The organism is Spirosoma utsteinense (assembly GCF_014282275.1).
GTDB lineage: Bacteria > Bacteroidota > Bacteroidia > Cytophagales > Spirosomataceae > Spirosoma > Spirosoma utsteinense.
On the sequence record NZ_VFIA01000059.1, the window covers coordinates 1 to 23,580 of the forward strand.

11 protein-coding genes are annotated in these 23,580 nt (G+C 48.4%); 6 read left to right on the forward strand and 5 right to left on the reverse strand.

What is annotated here, in order from left to right:
• Positions 1–325: 325 nt before the first annotated feature.
• On the reverse strand, positions 326–544 hold the full coding sequence (locus FH603_RS29155) for a helix-turn-helix domain-containing protein (protein ID WP_186741658.1): 219 nt from the start codon (positions 542–544) through the stop codon (positions 326–328).
• Between the two features lie 37 nt (positions 545–581).
• Between FH603_RS29155 and FH603_RS25510 the strand changes: the two genes are divergently transcribed.
• The 5 genes from FH603_RS25510 to FH603_RS25530 all read left to right on the forward strand — a co-directional run bounded on the left by FH603_RS25510 (position 582) and on the right by FH603_RS25530 (position 15,584).
• On the forward strand, positions 582–785 hold the full coding sequence (locus tag FH603_RS25510; protein WP_186741637.1) for a hypothetical protein: 204 nt from the start codon (positions 582–584) through the stop codon (positions 783–785).
• A gap of 143 nt (positions 786–928) precedes the next feature.
• Positions 929–1,732 carry a polysaccharide biosynthesis/export family protein gene (locus tag FH603_RS29025; protein WP_186741639.1) on the forward strand — a complete coding sequence of 268 codons (804 nt, stop codon included), beginning with the start codon at positions 929–931 and terminating at the stop codon, positions 1,730–1,732.
• A 69-nt stretch (positions 1,733–1,801) separates the two neighbouring features.
• On the forward strand, positions 1,802–2,032 hold the full coding sequence (locus FH603_RS29340) for an IS1-like element transposase (protein ID WP_394366423.1): 231 nt from the start codon (positions 1,802–1,804) through the stop codon (positions 2,030–2,032).
• Positions 2,033–3,176: 1,144 nt separating this feature from the next.
• Positions 3,177–15,044 (forward strand): non-ribosomal peptide synthetase/type I polyketide synthase, encoded by an 11,868-nt coding sequence (locus FH603_RS25525; RefSeq protein ID WP_186741644.1) that lies wholly within the window; start codon positions 3,177–3,179, stop codon positions 15,042–15,044.
• A 141-nt stretch (positions 15,045–15,185) separates the two neighbouring features.
• On the forward strand, positions 15,186–15,584 hold the full coding sequence (locus FH603_RS25530; RefSeq protein WP_186741646.1) for a helix-turn-helix domain-containing protein: 399 nt from the start codon (positions 15,186–15,188) through the stop codon (positions 15,582–15,584).
• Between the two features lie 2 nt (positions 15,585–15,586).
• Here the strand turns inward: FH603_RS25530 and FH603_RS29345 are convergent, their stop codons facing one another.
• From FH603_RS29345 to FH603_RS25550, 4 genes are all read right to left on the reverse strand, one after another.
• Complete coding sequence (locus FH603_RS29345; RefSeq protein WP_186741648.1) at positions 15,587–15,889, reverse strand: helix-turn-helix domain-containing protein; 303 nt, start codon at positions 15,887–15,889, stop codon at positions 15,587–15,589.
• 101 nt (positions 15,890–15,990) lie between these two features.
• On the reverse strand, positions 15,991–17,076 hold the full coding sequence (locus FH603_RS25540; RefSeq protein ID WP_186741650.1) for a hypothetical protein: 1,086 nt from the start codon (positions 17,074–17,076) through the stop codon (positions 15,991–15,993).
• A 103-nt stretch (positions 17,077–17,179) separates the two neighbouring features.
• Positions 17,180–18,682: a DUF1501 domain-containing protein gene (locus FH603_RS25545; protein ID WP_186741652.1), complete on the reverse strand. Its 1,503-nt coding sequence runs from the start codon at positions 18,680–18,682 to the stop codon at positions 17,180–17,182.
• A 10-nt stretch (positions 18,683–18,692) separates the two neighbouring features.
• Positions 18,693–20,339 (reverse strand): DUF1800 domain-containing protein, encoded by a 1,647-nt coding sequence (locus tag FH603_RS25550; protein ID WP_186741654.1) that lies wholly within the window; start codon positions 20,337–20,339, stop codon positions 18,693–18,695.
• Between the two features lie 321 nt (positions 20,340–20,660).
• Between FH603_RS25550 and FH603_RS25555 the strand changes: the two genes are divergently transcribed.
• Entirely contained in the window at positions 20,661–23,066 is a 2,406-nt protein-coding gene (locus FH603_RS25555; RefSeq protein ID WP_186741656.1) for a glycosyl hydrolase family 28-related protein, read from the forward strand.
• Positions 23,067–23,580 lie beyond the last annotated feature (514 nt).

The window sequence follows — 23,580 nt, forward strand, 5'->3', positions numbered from 1 at the left end:
GGCCCATAGGCCACGAACCTTGCCGAGCGATAGGGTAGCCCGCTCTGTTTTTCTTTCATCGGCAAGCTACCCAAATCCAGGAATCTTACCGGCCCTCAAACCTAAAGGCCGGGGCGGTCGAGCTGGTCTGGAGTCAACTCAAGCGATCGCTAAAAAATCGGGTGTTTACAAGCCTGGAATCACTTCAAGCCGCCGTATTGGAAGAGGTTGATTACTTACAGGCTGATGGCAAACGTATCCGTTGCTTTTTTCGCAAAAAGGAAGTTGCCTTTTTCACGGACTAATTCACGGCTCTATAAGTTCTTCAACAAGCTGACAAAGCTGATCAGAGGTCAACCGAGTAGACGCTCCGGGAGGGCTTGCACCACTGCAAGGCCAGTGGCCCTTGTTCACGATATTTTTTTAGCGTCTGACTAACCCAGCCTTGAGCTAAGCCAAGGGCTTGGGCGATAGAACTTTGTTTCCAGCCCGCCTGATCGAGTTCGACACAGCGTCGTCGTAATACTTCATAATCCGCTGATTTGTATTTTGGTATACTGACAATAAGGCATTAATATTATAAACTTAATCATGGAGCTATAATGAATTTTGCTTCTTTTTACGAGAGAACTAAAGAACTGCTAAAATCAGGTAGTTACGGCAAAATCTCACTTTACCTAGGTAATGAAACGACCAGCCAGAAGGTGAAGGCTATGCTTCAGGCGGAGTTGCCAAGCAAAATGGAAGATTGCTCAGTTATTTACAAAAATCATGAAGATTTCAACCTTTTTTTGCCAAGGATCTAACCAGACGCCTTAACACGATTTTTCAATGTTATCAATAAGCTTACTTTACAAGGCCAGTGCATCAGCATAAAAGAGTATTGAGCTTTATAGTATCGCTGAAAACAGGAAAATGCTAATCAGACTTTTATTTAAGATTTGTAAAAATGAAAAAATACCAAGTACGTGTGTGGGCAAAAAACTGCCTGAATCCATTGGCAATTTGCCTTATAATAGGGATTTTTGTCAGTTGTGCGTCACCCAAAAAGTTAGTGTATTTTCAAGGTCAGACAGTAGGGGAGGACACTGTTTCCATAGCTGACCAATTCATTCCTACAGTTAAGAAAGGCGACGTTTTATCTATACAGGTAAGTAGTCTTAATTCGGAGGCAACCATTTATTTCAACCCATCAGCTTCGGCTTCCAGTAACGTAACCAATACGGGTGCAAATCCGCTGGTGAACACACCAGGTTATCTGGTTTCTAATGAAGGAACGATCAAAATACCGTTGGTTGGTCAATTAGCTGTTGCTGACTTAAATACGACAGAAATCGCTGATTTAATAACCACAAAACTGAAGCCTTATTTGAAAGAACCGACGGTCAATGTCCGCAATTTAAACTTTCGGATTTCGGTGCTGGGCGAGGTTACCCGGCCATCGCTTTTTACTATTCCCAACGAGCGCATAACAATACCGGAAGCGTTGGGTCTGGCGGGTGATCTGACCATTTACGGCCGCCGTGACAACGTACTGGTTATTCGGGAAGAAGGCAAGAAACGCATCTTTACCCGCATCGACCTGACCAACCGGGATGCTTTCCGGTCGCCGTATTATTCACTGCATCCAAATGATGTCATCTATGTGGAACCAGGCAAGGCACGGGCAACCAGTGTCGACCGAACCTACCAGCTGGCACCGGTTTTCATCGGTGTTTTATCGCTCATTGCCATCATCGTGACCCGTCAATAGTTGGCTGTCTCAACAAATTATTACCCTATTGGTAGTGGCCTAACTGCGTTGAATCAGGTATCTCTGTAAATGGTATTAGAAGCGGTTGGCCTGCAAGCGTTGTGGCCAAACCAAACGAGTCAAACGGTATGGCAAACTCGTGCTAGCATTCAACGATACCGTTGTCATGATTGCGGTCGGAGCGCACCGGCGTACCGCTTCGTGCAAACTTACACCCATAAGGCCCGGGACCCCTTAGTCAAACAGCAAATCACTCAAATGGCCCTCAACGGAGCAGGTGTTCGCGATACTTTGAACTAGGGGCTACCCGGCAGGAACCGAGCAATAAAGCCATACAAATACTAAAACACATAATATTTTCATAATTAAACAAATTTTTAGTATAATTATTTCTATAATTTAGTATAAAAGTGGGTTCAATTAAAACAACCTTTTAATAAATAATAATTTTTTACAATGAGGAAAATTTAACAATTTATTATTTTAAAACAATAATAGAGTATCTAATAACTTAAGTATAATACATACTTTGTTAGCGAATTTAATATATTGTATACAATATATTAAATTTAATATTTTCATTTCTGTATATTTTGCTCAGATATCTATTTTCATTTCCCATATATTTATTATAATTTCAACTAATTCTTCAGAATTCTCTAGCAAACTTTTTTACTTCAATCACTGGGAGAGTAGTTCATATGTGTTGAAATTAATTCGTTCTTAAAATTAAAGCCTGCCTATAATTTTAAGAAAGTAAATGTAGAAAGCTGTGATGGTAAAGTTATTGAGCTTTCCCTATCAGATATTAGTTATATACGTACAAATTTACCTTCGGAGCCTATCAGATTTATAAGCGAGTAGTTTAGCTATATGTTGATAACGATGAAATATTTCTTTACTATTACGATTAAGTCTGAAAATATTTTATCACACATTAAACAGTAATTCATTTAGATATGTGTGACACGAAGTTATGGTCTCTTGAATTACTCTGTGAAGGAAAAATTAACTCCTGGCCTATAACAAAGTTTAGAGCTTTGTTATAGGCCAGGAGTTAGCATCTACATCCACTCAATAGATTGATTAACTTATCAATAGAAAAAGTTCGTGTTTAGAGTTCAAGACATATTTCAAAAATTTATAAAATGGCTATAAAGTGCTCGTAATGACTTATTTAAGTATTTGCTGGTTTATTAAACGGGTGGGATTTACACCCTTCCTAATCTGTTAGTTACCGGTAGGCTTTGAAAAACGGTATGAGTAAATTAATTTCACATATAGCTCTCTATCATCAGTATTCGGTTAAAAAAGCCATTCTTATCAAAGAATATAAAGTCAAAGTGGTACGCCTCATTCCGATGCCATCATGCACAGGATATAGTTCGATTGATGACGGGCAAAATTTGTAGAATGTAATTTTAAAATAAGCGATAAACAATCAATGGTTACAACTTTCTACCCAGAGAATAAAACAGTAGTCGATCTAATCGCTGAGCAAGTTCGCAACACGCCGGATAATGTTGCTGTAGTTTTTGAAGACCAGCAGCTTACTTACCGTGAGTTGGATGCCAAATCAAATCAGTTAGCCAATTATTTAAGGAAGCATGGCGTAGAAGCGGAGGTACTTGTCCCCATTTGTACCAATCGCTCACTGAAGATGATCATTGGAATAGTAGGAATATTAAAAGCAGGTGGAGCTTACGTACCTATTGACCCGGAGTATCCTAAAGATCGGATAGAATACTTATTGTCAGATATTGGAGCCAATATTTTACTTACGGATAGTTACTCTGCTAAATTATTAACCGAGCGTCGAGAAGATTTCGAGCTTATTGATATAGATAAAAATTGGGCAATTATATCGAAGGAATCGGTAGTATTTCCTAAGATTTCTTTAATGTCCAGTAACTTAGCTTACGTAATCTATACCTCTGGTTCAACAGGATTACCGAAAGGGGTCATGATTGAACATCAATCAGTAGTTAATGAAATCAGCAGCTATTCAAAAATATTTGGGTTCAACAGCACAGACAAGCAACTGGTATTAGCTAACTACACGTTTGACGCTTCGGTTGAACAAATCTTTGTTCCGCTTATAAGTGGGGCGTGCGTCGTATTAATTTCCAAGGATGATCAACTGGACCCTGACAAGCTAGATAGAATAATCGAAGAAGTAGGAATTACCCACTTCCAGGCTACTCCTTCCTTTTTGAGAGGAATAAAACCTCGCTTATATGCTACCTTAAAGCGAGTTTGTTCAGGAGGGGAGACGTGTTCAACTGATCTAGCCGAGCAGTGGAGCTCATATGTTAACTTTTTTAACAAATACGGTCCAACCGAAGCCACGGTAAACGTGAGCTACCATCTATACGATCGGCGTAAACAATATGAGGGACAACTGCCCATCGGCAAACCTTTACCAAATACCCAGCTATACATTCTGGATGCATCTGACAATCCAGTTGCAGTAGGCTTACCGGGCGAACTGCACATTGGTGGTATACAAGTAGCCAGAGGGTATTTAAATAAATCCGAATTAACGTCAGAAAAATTCATAGTAAATCCATTTGGTGAAATAGGCTCACGTCTATACAAGACGGGTGACTTAGCGAGGTGGTTGCCAGACGGAAATATAGAGTACCTAGGCAGAATAGATAATCAGGTAAAAATTAGAGGATATCGCGTTGAATTAGGTGAAATTGAAACCATACTTAGTCAGCATCTATCGGTTCGTCAGTCTGTGGTAGTAGCCAAGGACGATGGAACTGGCGGTAAGCGATTGGTTGCTTACGTGGTGCCTGAAGCGGAGGTTGCTACGGTAGCCATTACTCAATATTTGAAGAGTAAGTTGCCCGATCACATGATTCCGTCCTCTATAGTGCGGTTACCCGCTCTGCCGTTAACACTCCACGGCAAAATAGACCGGGAATCTCTGCTGAATGCATCGTCGGAGCGACCCGAGTTAGCTGTACCTTACAAAGTGCCTAAAACAACAACGGAGAAGCAAATTTGCATGCTTTGGGCTTCCTTACTGCAACTTGATAGAGTGGGTATAAATGATGATTTTTTTGAATTAGGCGGGAATTCTTTACTGGCTATGAAAGCTGTATCGTCCCTGCAAGAGGTGCATAACTACAGGTTGCCAATTGCTAGTTTATATCAGTCTCCCACCGTCGAAGGTATTGCTCGGTTCTTGGAAGGTAGAAACGAAAACAATCTTCCGTTAGCTACCCAGAAGCGCACAACTAGTGCGTCTGTTCATGAAATCGCGGTGATTGGTATGGCCGGACGCTTTCCGGGCGCTAACACGATTGATGAGCTTTGGGATGTGTTAAAAGACGGCAAAGAAACAATTCGGTTCTTTTCTGATCAGGAACTGGATTCAAGTATATCTCAGCCTGTAAAAGATGATGCAAATTATGTAAAAGCTCGTGGTGTAATCGATAAAGCCGAAGAGTTCGATGCTTTTTTCTTTGGTATCAACCCGAAAATGGCTGAGTTAATGGACCCGCAGCAACGTGTATTCTTAGAGGTCGCCTGGGAAGCCTTGGAAGATGCGGGTTACACGTCCGAAAAATACAACGGATCAATTGGTGTTTTCGCCGGCTGCCGCTTTAATTCCTATTACCAGAATAACGTAGCATCCCATCCAGAGTTGATCGAAAAAGTCGGCCTCTTACCGGTAATGACCTACAATGATAAAGATTACATTTCCTCCCGCACAGCCTATACGTTGAATTTAAAAGGTCCGGCGGTAACTGTGCAGTCGGCCTGTTCTACGTCTCTTCTGGCCATTGCTCAGGCCGTGGAAAGCATTCGGGCAAGCCAGTGTACGATGGCGCTCGCCGGGGGAGCTATTATCACAGCACCCGTCAATAGTGGCCATATGTACCAGGAAGGGGCTATGCTAAGTAATGATGGCCATTGCCGGGCGTTTGATGCGGATGCAAAGGGAACCGTATTCAGCGATGGAGCCGGGGCAGTGTTACTTAAAAGTAGAAAACAGGCGGAAGAGGACGGCGATTTTATCTACGCAATCATCAAGGGAGTAGGTGTCAACAATGACGGTGGAAATAAAGCAAGTTTTACGGCCCCCAGTTCGGAAGGACAGGCTGAGGCTATAAAAATGGCGATAGCAGATGCCGATGTATCACCTTCTTCTATTTCTTACGTGGAAGCCCATGGTACTGCCACCCCATTAGGAGACCCGATCGAAATAGAAGGATTGAAAAAAGCCTTTGGATTTCAGGAGAAAAAACAGTTTTGTGCGGTAGGTTCCATTAAAAGTAATATGGGCCACTTAGTCACCGCTGCGGGGGTGGCCGGGTTCATAAAAACGGTCATGAGCTTACGTCATAAACAAATTCCGCCCTCCTTATTTTACAAAAATCCAAATCCGAACATCGACTTTGCGAATAGTCCTTTTTATGTTAATACAGCCCTGACTACCTGGGATTCAGCCACCATTCGACGAGCAGGGGTAAGCTCGTTCGGCGTGGGGGGTACGAATGTTCACGTTGTGTTAGAGGAATGCCAGCAGGAAAGTCAAGTGGTAACGACCGATCAACCGGTGACTGGTCGCCCGGTACAGCTTGTCACCTGGTCGGCTAAGTCGATACCAAGCCGTGACGCCTATGCAACCCGGTTAGCCAACCACCTCCAGCAAAACAGTTATCTGGACGTAGCCGATGTGGCCTTCACCTTGCAAACAACTCGGGCTCACTTCAATCAGCGTCAATTTGTACTGGCGGCCACGGGGGATGAGCTATCCGAAAAACTACTGGTCAGTAAAGTTTCTCTTACGCAGTTAAAAACAGTTACAGAACTACCCAGTGAAGTCGTCTTTCTATTTCCCGGCCAAGGTTCGCAGTATCTGAACATGGGCCGTGAACTATACGATAACGAGCCAGTCTACCGGCAGGCTGTCGACGAGTGTGCAGACTTACTCCACCCGTATTTAGACGTAGACATCCGGCAAATTATCTATCCTGAAGACCCGAACTGGGGGGCTGATGAACGCTTAAAAAATACGCGCTTCACGCAACCAGCCTTATTCGTTACCGAATATGCGTTGGCCAGGTTGTGGATGAACTGGGGGATTGAACCATCCGCGTTTTGCGGGCACAGCATCGGTGAGTTTGTAGCCGCTCATTTAGCCGGCGTGTTCACGCTGGCTGATGCGTTAAAGCTGATCGCGATTCGTGGTCAGTTGGTGAGCGAACTTCCCCGTGGTAGTATGCTTTCGGTACGATTGGAAGCTAATAAAATCGGCGCGCTCATGCCCGAGCCGTTGTCGATTGCCGCCATAAATAGTCATAAATTATGCGTAGTGGCCGGTCATGACGAAGACATTGCTGCCTTTGCAACTGTCTTGGATGAACAGGAAATTCCCAATCGGGTCTTGTTGACGAGTCATGCCTTTCATTCGGCCATGATGGACCCAATCGTTAGTGATTTTGAGCAGGTCGTCCGGAAGGTCCGCTTAAACCGTCCCCAGAAACCAATCGTATCATCCGTCAGCGGCATCTGGTTGACGGATGAACAGGCTATCGATCCGACTTATTGGGCCAAGCACCTGCGGTTAACCGTGCATTTTGCCGACGCGCTTGACTTTATTTTCACCCTGAACAAACCCCTTTTACTGGAGGTGGGACCGGGAAATGCCGCGACAACCTTTGCCCACCAGCAGGCAGGCTCCCGACAGGCAATCATACTAACCAGCTTAGACAAAAAGGGTGAGCAAACTGATCACGAATCAATATTAAACGCGTTAGGCCAAACGTGGCTAAACGGGTTAGAACCAAATTGGAAGGCTTTCTACGCCGATCAGCGTCGAGCAAAGGTAAGTTTGCCAACCTACGCCTTTGATAGATCGCGCTATTGGGTCGATCCGGCCCCGGTGGCTAAGCTGGAAGCACCCAGTGGGTACGTACACGTACCGGCGCATCAGTTCATGCTGGATACGGCCGTTACGGAAGACAGTCCACATGACGATAACATGCGAAAAATTAACATTCTCAATCGGTTAAAAGACATATTAGAAGACGCATCTGGTGTTGAGTTGGAAGGGGTAAGGCCCGAAACCAGCTTCCTCGAGATCGGACTTGATTCGCTTTCAATGACTCAAGTTGCTTTAACGCTCAAAAAAGAACTTGGCATTGCCATCACATTCCGGCAGTTAAATGAAGAATACGCTACTCTGAATGCGCTCGTTGATTATCTCGATCTGACCTTACCCGCCGAGCCTTACCAGCCTAAACCAATCGCTCAGCTAACGGCTCAGCCGATTGCTGAGCCGACTACTCCCGTACCGGTATACGTCAGTAACGGAGCCGCACCGATTCAGAGTCAGACCATGCTGGACCTGATGGCTAAGCAACTGCAAATCCTGTCACAGCAGGTCGTCCTAATGCAAAACGGTGGTCTCACGTCTACGATCGTAACGGCACCTCTGATGCCATCGCCCGTTTTAAGTAATAATAAACCCATATCCCCAGGGCAGGCCGAATTAAACACCGAAGAAAACGCTGAGATTAAGAAACCGTTTGGTGCGGGAGCCCGCATTGAGCGGCAGGCGACCGAACTTACCCCGCAACAACAAGAATTTTTAGCGCAGCTTACCCAACGTTACACCTCGAAAACCGCGGGTAGCAAAGCCTATACGCAGGAGCACCGACCCTACATGGCTGATCCACGAGCCGTTACTGGCTTCCGGCCGCTGACCAAAGAGATTGTTTATCCGATCGTTGTTGACCGGTCGAAAGGGAGTCGATTGTGGGACATTGATGGCAACGAATACATTGATATTCTGAGCGGGTTCGGCTCAAATATGCTTGGGTATCAGCCCCAAATCATCATTGATGCCCTGGTGCAACAGGCGACTAACGGGTATGAAATTGGGCCGCAGCACGTTCTGGCTGGGGAAGTTTGTAAACTCCTCTGCGAGTTTACGGGTTTCGACCGGGCTGCCCTTTGCAGCACGGGTTCGGAAGCAGTATTGGGCGCGATGCGGATTGCACGGACCGTGACTAACCGGTCCCTAATTGTGGCCTTCACGGGGTCGTACCACGGTATCGTTGACGAGGTCGTTGTCCGGGGCAGCAAAAAATTAAAATCGTTTCCGGCCGCACCGGGAATTATGCCCGAAGCGGTGCAGAACATGTTGATTCTGGACTATGGCACCGACGAAAGCCTGCGCATCATTCGCGAACGGGCGGGCGAACTGGCGGCCGTATTGGTAGAGCCAGTCCAGAGCCGTCGGCCCGAATTCCGGCCAGTTGAATTTATGAAGCAACTCCGGACCATTACGGCGGAATCAGGTATAACTCTGATTTTTGACGAAATGATTACGGGCTTTCGAATACATCCCGGTGGGGCGCAGGCTATGTTCGGCATTAAGGCGGATTTGGCTACCTACGGCAAGGTGATTGCGGCTGGCATTCCTATTGGCGTCATCGCCGGCGACAAAAAATTCATGGATGCGCTCGACGGTGGTTCCTGGCAGTACGGCGACGATTCGGTTCCAGAAGCGGGCGTCACATATTTCGCGGGCACTTTCGTCCGACATCCGCTGGCGCTGGCCACAGCTAAGGCGTCGCTGACGTATATGAAGGTAAAAGGGCCAGCACTGCAGCAGGGACTCAACGCCAAGGGAGAGCGGGTAGCTAATGCCCTAAATGCCGAATTTGAACGGTTTGGGTTACCAATGTACGTAGCGCAATTCGGTTCGGTCTGGAAAATCAAGTACAAAGAAGAAATCCCGTACAGCGAACTACTCTTTACGCTGATGCGAGAGAAGGGCGTCCACGTTTGGGATGGCTTCGCCTGTTACATCACCGAAGCGCACACCGACGCCGAACTGGACCGCGTGATCAGCCTGTTTATTGAAAGCACCCACCAGATGATGGCAGCTGGTTTCTTTAAACCCTCTTCAGCCCTCAACCCTGGTACAAGGCCATCAGCAGATGCGACCCGTGCCGAACTGGTCATCGACGAGCCGCCCATGTCCGGCGCGAAGCTGGGCCGGGACCCGGATGGAAATCCGGGGTGGTTTATGCCCAGCCCGGACTTGTCGGGACGGTTCCAGCGGGTGGATGACGGCGACGCTATTCGGAGTGAAGCGTACTTAACCGTCGTCGATTACAACCCGTTTGTCGGTCCCGAAATCAGTCACCTGGCCCCCATAACTGAATCGCAGTTAGAAATATGGATGGCCTGTCAATTGGGAGGCGATGACGCAAACCGATCTTACAACGAATCCAATTCAATCCATTTCCGGGGACCGCTTAGTCGCCCGGCAATGGAACGGGCGGTGCATTCCCTGTTCCAGCGGCACGAAGCGCTGCGGTCAGTTTTCAGTGCAAATGGTGAGCATATCTATTTCTTAGCCCAGCCGATTGGCGGCCTGCTTTATCGGGACTTCTCCGACGAAACCAATCCTGAACAGTTGGTCCAGGGTTACGTAGGGCGGGAAATGCAGCATGTATTCGATTTAGACAACGGCCCCCTGTTTCGGGCCAGCCTGCTCAGGCTGTCGGAAGATGATCATTACCTTGTGCTGACGGGTCATCATATCATCATCGACGGTTGGTCGACACACGTTATTTTGCAGGATTTGAGTAAACTCTACTCTGCCTATTACCAAGGCAGTTCGGTTGAACTGACCCCGGCCCCGTCGTACGCTCAACACGCGATCGAACAAGCTCAGTTCGTGAAGAGCGAAGCCTACGAGCCAGTTGAAAAGTTCTGGATCAGCCAGTACGCCGGTAACATACCCATCCTTAACCTGCCGACGGACAGGCCCCGTCCGGCCACGCGAACCTACCAGGGGCATCGAATCGACTACGCGGTCGACCCGGAACTGGTGGCGGCCATCAAGCAGATGGGTGTTGGGGCCGGCACCAGTTTCGTAATGACGCTGATGGCGGCTTTCGAAGTATTTCTGCATCGTCTGACTGGCCAGCAGGATTTAGTGCTGGGCTTACCGGCCGCCGGGCAGTCGTTTACGGGAAAAACCCGCATGGTGGGTCACTTCGTTAACATACTGCCCCTGCGGAGCCACGTAAAATCCGATGAGCGTTTTGTGGATTACCTGAAGCAACGTAAAATGGCGATGTTCGATGCGTACGAACAACAGCAGATCACCTTCGGTAGTTTGCTGAAGAAACTGAACCTAACCCGTGACCCGTCGAGAGTGCCCTTAGTACCGGTGATCTTCAATATCGACATGGGTAAGTCAGTTGGCGTAAACTACGCCGGACTTACCTACCAAATCACCAGTAATCCGCGCAAGTACGAAAACTTCGAGCTGTTCCTGAACGTTACTGACGCCGAATCGGTACTGACATTGGAGTGGTCTTATAACACGCAGCTATTCAAGGCGTCTACCATTGACCGCCTGATGCGTGAATTTGAGCAACTGCTCAGGGCATTGGTGGTCGATCCGTCCGTCCGCATCGACGCGGTGCCGGTCTTATACGATCCCCAACGACTGGCGGAACTGGCGCAGTGGAACCAGACCGCTGCCGATTATCCCCGCGAGGTGGCGTTGCCCCAACTGATTGCTCAAACCGCAACGCTGTACCCGGCTAAAACGGCCGTCACGTGTAATGGGCAACAATTGAGCTACCAGGCTTTGGATGAAGGGGCGAATCAGCTTGCTCACTACCTCGTGCAGCGGGGCATCCGGGTCGGCGACTTAATTGGTGTCGCCTTGGATAGGTCGCCCGACATGCTAATGACGTTGCTGGCTATTATGAAAGCCGGTGCGGCTTACATTCCCCTTGACCCCGCGTATCCTCAGGACCGTATCCAGTTCATGCTGGCCGATTCGGCGGCTAAATTGCTTATCACGTCAGAAGAGCACAGCCGCCGGTTAGCCAGCGCAACGGCGCAGGTATTGCTTGAGAATGGGCTGGCCGAGTCGGCTCAGTGTCCGAAAACAAAGCCCGACGTTTCGGTTTCGGGTGATGATCTGGCTTACGTACTTTACACGTCCGGTTCGACCGGTAAACCCAAGGGTGTATTGGTTACGCACCGCAACATTGTCAATCTGTTATGGAGCATGTATGCCGAGCCTGGCATTGGCCCGGACGACGTACTGCTGGCTGTCACCACGATTTCATTTGATATTGCGGGCTTAGAACTGTATCTGCCCCTAATTACGGGGGCTACCGTGGCGTTGGCCGATGCCGAAACGGCTAAGGACGGGCGGGCTTTGGTCGAAATCGTCCGGGAGCAGCCCATTACGTTGATGCAGGCAACGCCGGCCACCTATAAAATGATGCTGGACGCGGACTGGCAGCCGCCGGCCACCCCCGGTGGGTCGGCGCTAAATATTCTGTGCTGCGGAGAGCCGATGTCGAAAGATTTGGCCCAAAAGCTGATCCCCCGCTGTCGCACCCTCTGGAACATGTACGGCCCAACGGAAACGACCATCTACTCAACGGGTAAACAGATTTTAGCCAGTGATCCAATTATCACCATTGGCCGTCCAATCCACAATACTCAGGTTTACATACTGGACCCCTCGCTCAGGCCGGTCGCCGAAGGTATCGAAGGCGAAATTTACCTCGCCGGTGACGGCGTTGCTCAAGGCTACCTTAACCGGCCGGAGTTGACCGTCCAGCGGTTTGTCGAAAACCCGTTCGGCGAGTCAGGAACGGGAAAAATGTATCGCACAGGCGATCTGGGTAAGTTCTTGGCAAACGGCGAGATCCTGTGCTTAGGCCGGATTGACAACCAGATTAAGCTGCGTGGCTACCGGATTGAACTCGGCGAAATCGAGAATACATTGAATACATTCAATGGCGTGAAGGAAGCGGTGGTCGTGGCGCGGGAAGACCATCCGGGCGACCAGCGATTAGTAGCGTACCTTGTGCCGGAGTCGATCGTGGATAGCGACGAAGTGCTTAGTTGGCACGACCAGTGGGATCGAATTTATCGCACGGGTGAAGGGATCACAGCGCAGGTTAGCGGCCGGGACACCTTCAAGGTTGAAGTTGAGGAATGGGAAGGGCAGGCGCTGAAACGCATTCGGGCACTGAATCCAAAACGTATTATGGAAGTAGGTTGCGGAGTTGGGCCACTGCTTTTTGCACTGGCTCCCGACGTCGACCAGTACATTGGTACCGACTATGCCGAGTCGGCCATTAATACCGTCCAGCAGAAAATGGCCGTTCAGCCAGAACGCTGGCAGCATGTGACCGTTGCTACAGCCCCGGCGAGTGATTTTTCCCTGGTAAAGGAACCGTTAGACATGGTTCTGATGCACAGCGTGGCCCAATACTTTCCGGATGTGGATTACCTGTTGCGGGTCATTAAGGAAGCCACAACTGTAGTGGCCAAAGGCGGCTGTATTTTCATCGGCGACATGCAGACGAAAAGCACCCTGAAAATGCTTCACATAGCGGATCAGATTACGCGCTCAGCACCGGACACGACCCTTCGAAAATTCAAGCAGGTGATCGACCGGCGGATTTTCCTCGAAGACGAGATGATGGCCGATACGGCCTTCTTTTACCGGCTTCCTGAACTGATACCAGCGATTAAAGGTGTCGACGTTCAACTCCGTGAAGGGAAATATAGTAACGAAGCGACCAAATACCACTACGACGTTTGGCTTTACATTGGCGAATCGCCCCAGATTGTCAATGTGGACCGGACCATTCTGTGGACCCAGGATTATGCAATAAGTGTTTTAGAGCGGGAACTACGGGCGAATCTTCACCAAGTGACGGAATTGAAAGGAGTGGCTAACCAGCGTACTGCGTCGGACTACGCCCAGTTTCAGGCGGTAGAGAGCCTCAACGAGAACTTGTCGCTGACCGACATGAAGCAGCGAATCCAGGTCGTTGCCGAAGGCATTGATCCGGACGTTTTCCGAAAAGTGGGCGAAACGCTCGGCTTCAAAACGTACGTGCGGTGGGCTAACGACGGAACCGACCGGCTCTTCGACGTCGTTTTTATTCCCAGCCACCTTAAAAACGTTATTCCCGCCCCGCCCGCATTCCCCAAACTAGACTGTGGGTCCGCAACGGACTACGTCAGGAATCCATTCAAAGCTGATCAGGTTACCTCTCCGGAGCAAATTAAGGAGTGGAAACGACAAGCAAAGACATCTTTGCCAGACTACATGGTGCCCACTCAGTTCGTTGTCTTGGCGAAACTGCCCCTAACGCCGAATGGTAAAATCGATCGGAAGGCACTGCCCGCTCCTGATTTAGGAAAATCGGTACGAGAAGACGAGTACGTAGGCCCCCGTAACGACTTGGAAAAGCTGGTAATGGCGGTTTGGACCGACCTTTTAAAATTAGAAAAAATAAGCGTATTCGAAAACTTCTTTGAATTGGGTGGGCACTCGCTGATTGCCCTTCATGTCATGATCCGTTTAGAGAAGGAAACTGGTAAACGATTACCATTAGCGGCTTTGCTTGAACACCCGACTATAGAGAAGTTAGCTTTGCTACTTCAAGTGGATGCGGATTCTGTGAATTGGGACTCACTCGTTCCCATACGGCCTAAAGGCAGTAAAATTCCGCTTTATATAGTACATGGGGCGGGTTTGAATGTATTATTATTCAATGCATTAACAGTTCATCTAGATCCTGAACAGCCTATTTTTGGTTTGCAAGCAAAAGGGTTAAACGGTTTGGATGAACCATTAACCAGCATTGAGGATATTGCCGCCCATTACATAGACGCTATTACGAGACAAAATCCCAGTGGACCTTATGCTCTGGCAGGTTACTCATCTGGCGGAATAATAGCGTATGAGATGAGTAGACAACTGCTCGATAGGGGCAAAGAAGTAAAGTTGCTGGCTCTATTTGATACACATGTCGATCAGTCTAATTATTTTGATCCCTGGCTGTTTAAGCAATGGAATAATTTGGTGTATGGAATAAAAAGATATTTGTACACTTTTGTTTTGTTGAAGAAAGATTTCCGAGGAACAATTAGTTACAAAAAAGAGTCAATAAAGCGAAGAGTAACTAGTTTTCAAAATAAGCTAAAGCACAGAGAGGCCTATTTTAAAGTGCTTTACGGCAATAATTATAAAGTTTATGAAGCTAATCATGTAGCCGCCCGCATGTACCGTTTCTCTCCCCAAGAGATAACTATTGACTTATTCCGAGCCAAACAACGGATGTATTACTGGAAAGACTTTGAGTTTCTTGGTTGGAAACCCTTAGCCTTGAAAGGAATTAACATTCATGAAGTACCTGGCGACCATGCTAATTTATTTAGTCCGCCGAACGACAAGGAAGTTGCACGTGTTCTCCAGAAAGTTTTGAATGAACGCCTGTGAGTATTGTAGGACCGAGCTCCAGATCAATTGCTGATTTAAATGGCAAGCCTAAATTTGACCTTATAAATAACAAAGATAAATGCATATCAACTGCTTATTGAACTGTGAGTAGGCTTGTAAAGGTTGCCTCTTTGGTTTTGTATGGCAACATACAAACCATCTGACTACGAATTGTTACGTCGGCGATGTGCCGAATTGAAAGACCAAGGCTGGAAGCAGTCAAGAATTGCGCAAGCGCTAGGACTTACTGAGGGCTGGGTCAGTCGAACTTTGAAAAAGTATCGCCAAGAGGGTCAGGCTGGTTTAGCCTGGCGAAAGCCCAGTGGACTCGACTCCCGTTTAACCGATGAGCAACTTGTCCAACTGCTTGCTGAACTCAACAAAGGGGCTGAGCATCATGGGTTTTTGGGAGCGGTTTGGACTCGACCTCGGGTGAATAACGTGATCAAGAAGCTGTTTGGTGTCAGTTATGACCCCTCTCAAGTTGGTCGATTATTGAAGAAAGCGATTTCTTTCAGTATTTTTGAATACGTTGGGTAATGTCACGAGTGCGGTGAATACCTATTTTTACTCACTCGACTACGCTTTTTTTGGACTAATACCAGGCTTGATAATCGGCCAGATCGCGCCTGATCCTGTAAGGTTAGAGGTTGCTGGGTATTGACCAGCCACTCTTGCCAGCGATCCATCCACCGACTGACCGTATTCCGATTCACCTCAAAGAAGTCGGCCAAGTTGGGAATGGTGTAATTTCGATGACTTAATAGTAAGGCGTGAGCGCGTTGGCGTTTGCGGTGACCCTGACTAGCTTTGTAAAGTTGGGTAAGTTGTTGCTGGCGGGTCAACTAAACGTAGCGAATAAATTTATTTCTGGCTTAAAACTACCATACTGCTTTTAAACACCTACTCAATTGATCCCATTGAGTATATATTAGTCTGCTTGAGATTAAGGATGGGACGTGTTTGGTTGCAACACCTGTTTTTCCAATTGTTCAATGCGTTTATCTTTCTGCTGATCTGCTTTTTTTAGCTCAATCATATATAGCGTGAGTTCTTCGATTTTTTCTAAAAGTTTGGCGTTCAGATACGTTATATCGACGCCCTGCTTCACGACCTCAGCAGCTGATGGAATACCGGGCAAATGCTTGTACTCGGTGATGTAGCGTTCCACATCGGTGAGACTTTTGAGGGCGTAGTCTTTCTCTAACACCGTATCACTCCACTGTTTTGCTGAATCGATCTTAAGGGTATACGAGCTTAACACCACATCGCCCTGAGCATCGACGGTCAGAAACTGATTCGTATTGAGCGTAGGCGAGCTAGCGCTTGTCAACTTGCTCAGGCGCAAACCGCTCTTGTCGTCCTCGTCGTTTACGATTTCAAGTTTGGTTTGGGGGGCCGTGGTGCCAATGCCAACGTTGGCCCGGTTGCCCAAAATAACACTGTTACTGGCCGATACCTGAGCATTGGAGCCGAGAGCTGTAGCATTTTGCAGCGGTGAGGCAGAGGTCACAATCACACGGGCACCCTGCCCCAGAAAGGTGTTTCGGCTTCCCTGATCATATTGCCCGGCGTTATGCCCCAGATAGACATTGTCGTCGCCATTGCTTGAGTTTAGCCCGGTATTGCGTCCAACGAACGTGTTTCGGCTTCCCATGCTGTTGCCCCGCCCGGCGTTGGCACCAAAGAACGTGTTGCTCTTACCTGTAGTGGTGCTGAATCCCGCCTGAAAACCCACAAACGTATTCGAGTCAGCCACGGCATTGAACCCCGCCTGCTGGCCTATGAACGTATTGAGCTTGCCCGAAACATTGGTTTGCCCGGCGCCAATGCCCATCATCACGTTTCCGGTATTGGCCGCCAGCAAACGTAGGAAAGGAATGCCATCCACCTGTAACGATTTCCCCAATGGTAGGCTCACGTCACTGGTCAGCGTGAGGGCTGTGTTGGCCGGCGTTTCAATAATCTGAGCCATTATACCCCTACTCACCAAGTCAAGGACGATCAGCGTTAGTAAACTAATTTTCTTCATATGTCTTCGTACAGTTAATCTGTTAATCAATGGATAGTGTCCGACGGTGGTGAGTAGGCGTTGATCGCTCAAATTGCTCCGTTTGCGTGTAACGAGACTTCAATTAGCTGGTCAGTTTTATCGAGTAACTACCCGTGAACTGAATCTTACCCTGTAGTTTGACATTTTTGACCGTCACCGTCTGGCTAACAGTGATTGTATGGCCGGTATTGATCGTGACATAATCACTGGCAACCGGTAATCGTCCAACCGACCAGGTAGCGGGGTTTGTCCAACTACCCGACGCCACGGTTTCAACGATCTCAGAAAACAACGAGATGGTCGGGAATTCGCGGTATAGCAGGGTATTAGTCAACGTGCGATCTGTACCGAACCAGTCGTTGAGAACGTCAGCGTATATCTGCCGGAAATCGACCTGCATAGGTACGTCTCTGTTCGCGGCATTGCCCGACAGCGCCGAAAGATTTGGCACAGCGCCGATTGTGCGGTGGTGAACACTGGAACCAAAAACAAACACGGGAGCGGCCATGCCGTGGTCGGTACCCCTGGATGCGTTCGAATTGGCGCGCCGGCCAAATTCTGAAAACGTCATGCCCACGACTTTATCTTCGGTTCCCTGCTGTTTCAAATCCTGTTGGAAGCTGGTGATGGCTGCCGACAGCTTACCCAATAAATCAGCGTGATGGCCTTTGGTAGTATCGCTACTGTCGACCTGGCCGGCATGGCTGTCGAACCCACCCATGGACACGAAATAAATCTTCGTTTGCAAACCTCCGTGAATTAGACGCGCCACTACTTTCAGCTGCTCGGCCAGTTCATTCTGCTCGGTAGAGGGCGGATAAGCCGCCAGATTCCGACCTGCATCGGCGGCCCGTTTAATTTCGCTGGCATAGCTGGGGGCTAGTCCCTGCTGCTGACGAACGAAGCTGATCAATTCGCCGGCATCGCAACAGTGAGCATCGCCCGGTGGCTGGGTCGGCGCCGATCCAACCAACTGCTGGAACGTATTTGGATCACTGATCGCCATTCCCATCGATTGCCGGTTACCCAGCAGGGCCATGGAGGTGAGCGAGCCAATCTGAATGGCTAACGGACTTTTTATCTGAGCACTAGGATAGTTCGTCGGATAGCCCGGAAAGCGGTTGTCCAGATAGCGCCCTACCCAGCCCGTTGGAGTAGGTTGGGTCGTATCGGATCCCGTCATCCAGATCGTGGCCGATCGGGCGTGAGACTGGCTGGGATTGGCATACCCCACCGAGTGAACGATGCTTAGCTTGCCGTCATTGGACAAATCCCGCAGACCCGTCATAGCGGGGTGTAAACCCATTGTGGTGTTATCGATCAGGCGTAAGATCCGGTTTTCCGGAATCGCTATGTTGGCCCGCAGGTCATTGTACGCAGCCAGTTGATTAAGTGGAATTACCGTATTCAGGCCGTCATTGCCGCCATTCAGATAAATCAACACCAGCACCCGATCTCCGTAGGCAACCGGAGTCCCCGAAATCGACATCGACTGCCACAAAGCAGGACTTTGTATACCGAAGCCGTTAATAGTAAGCGGCAGCAAACAACTTGATGCAGCTGCCAGGAAGTCCCTGCGTTTCATAAATACGTATTTAATAAACCTGGTACTCTGCCATACGGAGCAGATATTTCATCAGACTTTCTAACCGCCCCATGACAAGTGTCCTTTTGCCAGCATCGTTAGACGCACTCCGAAAGGCGTTCCACTCGGTGATCCACGAAGAGCGCGGGGCGTTCTTCATCATGATCGTGTCGATCAGGAAATCTCGCTGGCTCTGCGAAAGGTTGACGGCAAACAGATTTTCCGTAAACGAAGCCAGCACCTGTTCGCAGGTGATAGCGGGCATTACGCTCATACTGTCGAAGTTTGATTGCAGCGTCCTGACCCACGAGAGCAGGTCGATGCCCAGCGAAAAACCGGGTTTAACGCCCACAGATCGCTCGACCAGGGTATCCGTAAATTTATTCCGTTCGGCCACCGTAACGCTGGTCAGCCAGGTTCTGGAGTAGCCCGTCTGGTAATAGGGCTCGTAACCAAACTCGCCCGGTTGATTCAGCACCTCGAACTCCATACTGCGCATTGCATCATAGGCGTAGGTGAAGTAATTTCTGAACGCATTCGTGTCCGTGACCATGTCCGGAACGGGCTGTTCAAAAAAACGGAGTGCTCCTAGTACCAGCTCTATCGGCGATTTAATGATGGTGCCAATGGTGTCATTACTGAAAAAAGCCTGGCTCGTCAACAGCTTTTCAAGCACCGGACGAATGGCATAGTTGTTTTCTGGGCTGGCAAAGAACGTCGCCAGCGGGCCAATGATGTCGGTCTCAATGGCCGGCGTTATTGTAGGGTTTACGTACCAGCGGTATAACTTTCGGCAAATAAACCGGGGTGTGCTGGCGTGCTTGAGCAGCATCGTCACCAGCGCCCCCAACTCGGCCTCACCCGTGGTGGCAAAACTGTTGGGCGTGCCGGGTCGGCTGGATATGACGGTGTTGTTGTAGTTAGATGAGAAGGCTTTGTCGGTGGCATCGTGTTTGCTGATGTCAAATGCCGGGTCAATCGACGTTGTGCCGGCAGTCTCGTAATTTGTATACGCCCAGCCCGTCAGCACTCGGGCGGCCGCTTTTACGTCGTCTTCCGAATAATTTTCGGTTCCGTCCGTATCAGTCACCCCAACCGTATATATCTCCTGTAGTTCGCGGGCGTAGTTCTCGTTGGGACGCCCTTTCTCATTTTCATTCCCGTTCAGATAGCAAAGCATGGCGGGATCTTTACTGATCTCCGTAAGCAGCGTTTCAAAGCTTCCCAGCGCATTGTTGCGCAGCAGTAAAAGGTACCGATTAATGAAGCGGTGGTCACTCACTACGTCGCTGGTAACAACGAAGTGGTTTTGCCAGAATAAGGTCAGTTTGTCCAGCAGGTTTACCGGTGTTTTCTGGGTGGTCATCAGTGCCAGCCACCAGTATTTGACAGACGTCAGGTAAAGGTCGTTACTAGTGTCGCTATAGGGTCTGGTAAGAAAGGGTTGCCCGACGGTGGTCGACAGGGAGCTGTCGATGGCAACAGCCGGAGAAAGCAGTGACTCGCTGGAATCGCTAAGCTGACGAACTGCCTGTGTTGCCGATAAACCCGTAAATACAGCAATTTCCCGCTGGGTAGGACCAACAGTTGCCCGGCGCAGCAGATGAGCTGCCGTTTGAGCCGTCAATGGTTGAGTATATGTATCTAAGATAGACACAGTTAAAATAGGTATATTTTTGTTACTATAAATTAATTAAGATAAACTTTGATAATACAATATATTTACAAATATAAACAAAAAGTTTTAATTAAATAAACTATATTAGTGAAAATTAACTAGATTGACTAACTATACAAGTGATCAAAAGTAATGCTATACTACAAATCCTAGCCGTAAATTTGTGTAGATAAAGTAGTTCGATACGTGAGTGCTTTTACGGATGTATAGCCGGAACAAGTCATGTTCCGGCAAACTGCTATAAAAATAAGGGTATCATCTTCATCAACCTGATTTGAACGTATCATTAGTTAATAAATCATGATTTCAACCGGAGGATTAGGGGCCGAACACGACCATCGCTATAAGTCTTTACAAGGTGAACAGCCGCTTCTGCCTGCAGATAAAAACATCGCGCTACCTATCTCAAACGATCTTCATATTTTCTGGGCCAGTGAATCGGCGGGACCCGGCGAGGAAATCGCTGTGCAGGGCCATTTCTCGATCCTGGCTCAGTTATGCCTGACGGCAGGCGACGACACGCAACAGGTGCTGGTGCCGATACTGTCTCAGGCGACTGGTTTTATCAAAGCCCAAATTCCCGGAAATCTGCCGGTTAGCGTTTATCAGATCTGGGTGCAGCAGAGCGGAAGCCGCAGCCTTTCCAGTTTCATTAATCAGGCCAGGGGCGATTGCGTCGATTCACCGGATGTCTATGCCGGTGCGCACGTTGCCATAAGAGGCCGTGATCTGTTGCTGTCCGGCAAAACAGCGGTCATTCGCTTCGTGTCACAAAGCAACGGAGCGAGCTTACTGGCAACGGCTGTTACTGACGGCAGCGATCGGTTCAAACTCAACATTACAGCGCCTGCTACCCTGGTCGTCGGTACAAAATACAAGGTTTACGTTAGCAATGGGTATGGAGGGAGCGTTGGTGAAACCCAGGTGATCGACGAAACCGGCGACAGCAATTACGGGTTAACCGCCCTTGCTCCAGCTACCGATGTCTTTGGCCTGGGAGTTGCCTGGCATGCTAACTTTACGGGGGCCATGACGGGTAACGTTTACAATGCTAAAATAGACTCGCGGCTTGCCGCCGACAGTAAAGTTGTGGGCGACGGCACTACCAACGACTTACCCCGGATCATGAAAGCGATGAACAAGGCATCTGCTGATGGCGGGGGCGTGGTTTATTTGCCGGCTGGTGCCTATCTGTGCGAAGGAGGAGGGTTCGTGGGTCTGGATATGCCGCCCAATGTTATTCTGAAAGGGGCCGGCAAGGGTGCTACCATTATCAAATACGGGACGGGATCTTCTATCAGCAAGTTCGTTTACTTCGATTCTGGCAAACGAAACAGCGGTATCAGTGACCTTTCATTCGAGAATCAGGATACTACCGGAAGCTTCGGGTCCGGCCTGATTGGCGGACAAAATGTCTTCCTGAAGAATGTAAGCTGGAAAATGCAGAAAGGCGAATGGCTCGAATACCTCAACGTGAAAAAAGTCCTTATTCAGAATTGTGATTTTCTTCAGGGGGCTAACGCTCTGATTCACGGGCCAACTACCACGACCAACTGCGAGTATGTAACGATCAAAGGGTCGAAATTCACATTCGTAACGGGGGGGATCAACACGACCGAATCGAGCAAATGCTTCATTGAAGACAACGAACTCACGCGGGATGTTGCGTTGGGTAAAGTTGAGGGCAGTATTTTACACCTGATGATCAATGAGTTCACAACGAGCGCCTACATTGCCAATAACCGGTTCAGGCTCGCCAACGGCCCAATACCAAGAGACCCCAATGGCATTCCAATCACCAACGACGGGGAGTCTATCATTGCCGAGGGAGGTGGAGCGGCCATTCCCGATGTCGATTACGGGAAGGTAAGCAGCGCAACAGCCACTACCCTGACCGATACGGCCAAAAACTGGACTACGTCCTTTAAACGCCTGCCCGTTGTTGCTATCATTAAAGGGCGGGGGGCTGGTCAGGTCACAAAAATACGTTCCCGAACGGCCACCACCCTGACGCTGGCCATCGCCTGGAGAATTGTGCCGGACAACACGTCGAGCTACGCTATTTTTAACTTCGGACTGGAAAACGTAGCCTACGTAAATAATGATATTCGCGATCAGCAACGGGGCATCACGCTGTACCACTGTGCCATGCACCACATCGATATTGTTGGCAACCGACTAATCAATGCAGGGGCTATCGATATAACGACGATTCAAAACATTCGACCCAATAATGTTCATCATTTCACACCTATATATAATGTAGAGGTGATCAATAATTATGTCGATGGTGAAAACGATCCTTATAACGGAGTCAGTATCGGTGTTCAGGCCATTCAACACATCATTGCCCAGACTTGGGGGACTGTATCTACCAACCTGCGGATAACCCATAATACGCTAATAGGGGCCATACCAAACAAGAATGTTATTCAGGATGAGTCATTCCCGACGGGTTACCACGCTTATATGGTATTCCACTCTGGCGGAACAAACTATCAGGATGAATGGGTACCGATGATTCTGGGAACGATACTAGCCGACAACACCGCCAAGAATTGTGAGCGATCAGTAATCCTGAATACGGCCAGTTACCATACCTCGGTTAGCCGAATGAAACAACTTAATGCACCGATCCTGATCGATAATCAAGTTCTGCCAGGAACGAAGCATGGCGGTGTGGGCATCGCCACGCATATAAAATAATCCCGTCCACAGAATAATCCCGAATGTTGATAGCCGGGCGTATGTATGCAGACAGAGTTTAATTATTGATTTTGTCGACATCAGTTAAGCGTATATTCTCCTTCTCATCTGTACCGGTTCCTGGTAATTTTTGGAGCCAGTTCCAACTATGGAACTGGCTCCCTTAGCGCATGTCTATTGCTGTTCGACTATAACACCTCACCCAGTGGCTGTTGGATAGACGCGCTCATTTTCCCGTGCTGAACTCGGCCCGATTGTCACATCGCTTCCAATACCAGTCGTATCCATCACCTTGGTGTAAGCGGTATGACAGTCTACAAAAATGGGACAGCCTCTCAAATGATTGTTTACTATAAGTTACTTATTATTAAATAATATAACTAATGTAACTTATATTTACTAGCAGGGCTTTCTCATAAAAGGGTAAAGAGCCGATAAGTAGACATCTTTGAGGTGTTCTAAATCTCGCCAAGATGACCCTTACCGACTCTTTCCAGCCCCAAGATAAGGCCTT